Below are 2,374 nucleotides of genomic sequence, written 5' to 3'. Positions count from 1 at the left end.
GAACCGCTCTTCCGATCTGCGACCCCTGCACCAGCAACAAGCACTTTAGCAGGCGGAACTTTACCCGCTGCAGTGATTTGCCCGGTAAAGAATCGACCAAACTGGTGTGCCGCTTCAACGACAGCGCGATACCCCGCGATATTAGCCATTGATGACAATGCATCGAGAGCTTGTGCTCTGGATATACGTGGTACAGCATCCATCGCCATCACATTAATGTTTCTGCTTGAAAGCTGTTCCATTAATTGAGGGTTTTGTGCCGGCCAGATAAAGCTTATTAAGCTTGCGCCATCTTTAAACTGTGAAATTTCGTCGATGCTGGTCTCTGCGTCGACAATCGGCGCATTGACTTTCAGGATAAGGTCGGCTTGCCAAACATCATCTTTAGACGTCACTTTTGCGCCAGCTTGTTCATAAGCAGAATCATCAAAACTGGCTAAACTGCCTGATCCGGTTTCGATCGAGACCTCAAAACCAAGTTTAATCAACTGCTCTACCGATTTCGGTGATGCAGCGACTCGCGTTTCTCCCGCGAGAATTTCTTTAGGTACACCAATTTGCATAGTTTGTCCTTGACTATTGGCACAATGATTAAGATCTTTTATCTAACGACTGATGCAGTTGCAAGCGTTTTGTAATAAAAATACTAAAAACATTACATCAGACCAAAATATTTCATTAATACTGCGACTAATGGTGAAAAAAAACAACAACCCCATCAGTAAGCAGAGGTCCTACCAGATAAATAAAAGACCATAGTAAACAGGGATTTATGTGAATTAAAAAAAGAGTCGTAAGCATAACGGCTTACGACTCGGATATTTATGATTTTTGTCAAATTGATAACAGCTAAGAAAAAATGTTATCGCCCATTTGGTCAATGAACATTTGCGACTTCTTAAGCATCAATTCGTTTGCATCTTCTTTGTTAGACAATACATCAGAGCGAATAAATCGATGTGACAGAACTTCATCATTAATTTGTTTAGTAATTCGCCCTGCAATTCGATACTGTCCCAATTCAGCAAGGGGTTCTTGATAGATCAAAAAACCCTTATACTCGATTGGTGTCACCTCTTTCGCAACACCTTCATTAGATTTGCCAAAACCAAACAGACGAGAAAATAGTCCCACTTATTAAAACCTCTTATTTTTTACTTTGGATGAGTGGCTTTTCGAACCACTCCAATTCAACATCATCGTCAAACCGTGGTGAGCTAAACATCACGGGCACATCATCAACTCTTGCTTGGCGACGATCTTGTAAGATCATAGAAACAGCATTGACGATTGCTGTCTCTGTGTACTCTTTCAACACAATAAGCCTTGCTTCCGGAAGTGCGGAAAGAAAATCGATATCATGCCGTATATAAACTGGCCTTAACTGACTCAGTGCCAAGCAAGCTATATCGGCCAATTGTTCATGGTCAAAATTATCGGTATATTCGTCATTGCTAAGCACATGTCCAACTAAAGTTTCCATGTAATTATGAACATCAACACTGATCTGCATTCTTAACTCCTCAGTCAAACACATATGATCTTACAATTTGATTCTTATAGAAATAACTTAGCTTAACCACCGAACAACAACAAGTTTTAGGCCATGAAGATGATACAATAATACGATGTAAATTAACCTAATGCCCATAAGTCTAGCAAAAAGCTTGGCAAATCAATAAATCACAGTATCCTAGTACGGTCTTTTGAAGAAATTCAACATTAACTATCGGTATCCTGCTTTATAATGTCTCCATCCATCGTCGCGTCAAATTGGTTTAGGGTCTCTTTCCCTCTTTTTATTATTGCTGCATTGTGGCTCGGCATGACTAACGTTATCACCGTTACTCAGGGCAATCTTGATATCGCGGTGAATTTACCCATTGTTCTGTTTCTTGCTGCGTTAATCTTAGGCCACAGCTTTAACCAAAGTCGCTGCGCGATGGTCGCGATTACGATGCTGTTAAGCTATTGGATTATCCAGCATCGACTTCAATCTTCTTTAAGTACGGGGACAACTTTACTTGAGTTGTCTTTATTAGCCTTCTTACTGCCCGTAGCCTCGCTTCTTACCTACGCATTTAAAGACTCTAACCTGACCAGCAAAAGCTTTATCGTTTTTGTCTTTATCAATATCATGCTTCTCGCTTGGTCTTATTTAACAATTACGCATTTTGGTATCGACAGTATAGGCTACTTTCGCGAAGGCCTGCTGTTTGCTATTCCACAAATCTCTAGTCTTCCTTTTGTTCTCGTACTGTATCTTTGTGCATTAACCGGTATCACGGCGATTCTGGTGCTCAAAAACAACCGTATTGCTGACGTTGTTTCTTACTCTTCCATCATTACGGCCAGCGTGACATTCATTTGTTTT

General features: G+C 40.6%; 2 protein-coding genes and 2 pseudogenes. 1 reads left to right on the top strand and 3 read right to left on the bottom strand.

The annotated features are described in order from the left end of the window. The 3 genes and pseudogenes from pntA to ACP45E_RS01100 all read right to left on the bottom strand — a co-directional run. Positions 1 to 563: pseudogene (gene pntA / locus ACP45E_RS01110) on the bottom strand (Re/Si-specific NAD(P)(+) transhydrogenase subunit alpha); the annotation flags it as partial. Between the two features lie 286 nt (positions 564 to 849). Continuing rightward, the gene (locus ACP45E_RS01105) at positions 850 to 1,134 is read right to left on the bottom strand and encodes an HlyU family transcriptional regulator (RefSeq protein WP_017037975.1); all 285 of its coding nucleotides are present in this window, start codon (positions 1,132 to 1,134) and stop codon (positions 850 to 852) included. Positions 1,135 to 1,147: 13 nt separating this feature from the next. Beyond that, entirely contained in the window at positions 1,148 to 1,513 is a 366-nt protein-coding gene (locus tag ACP45E_RS01100) for a late competence development ComFB family protein (RefSeq protein WP_017033594.1), read from the bottom strand. Between the two features lie 234 nt (positions 1,514 to 1,747). Between ACP45E_RS01100 and ACP45E_RS01095 the strand changes: the two are divergent. After that, positions 1,748 to 2,374 (top strand): annotated as a pseudogene (locus ACP45E_RS01095) (GGDEF domain-containing protein); the annotation flags it as partial.

Origin of the sequence: Vibrio genomosp. F10 str. 9ZD137, from assembly GCF_049974785.1 — a bacterium.
Classification (GTDB): domain Bacteria; phylum Pseudomonadota; class Gammaproteobacteria; order Enterobacterales; family Vibrionaceae; genus Vibrio.
The sequence above is the reverse complement of the archived record's forward strand: the minus strand, read 5'-3'. Positions and strand labels throughout refer to the sequence as shown.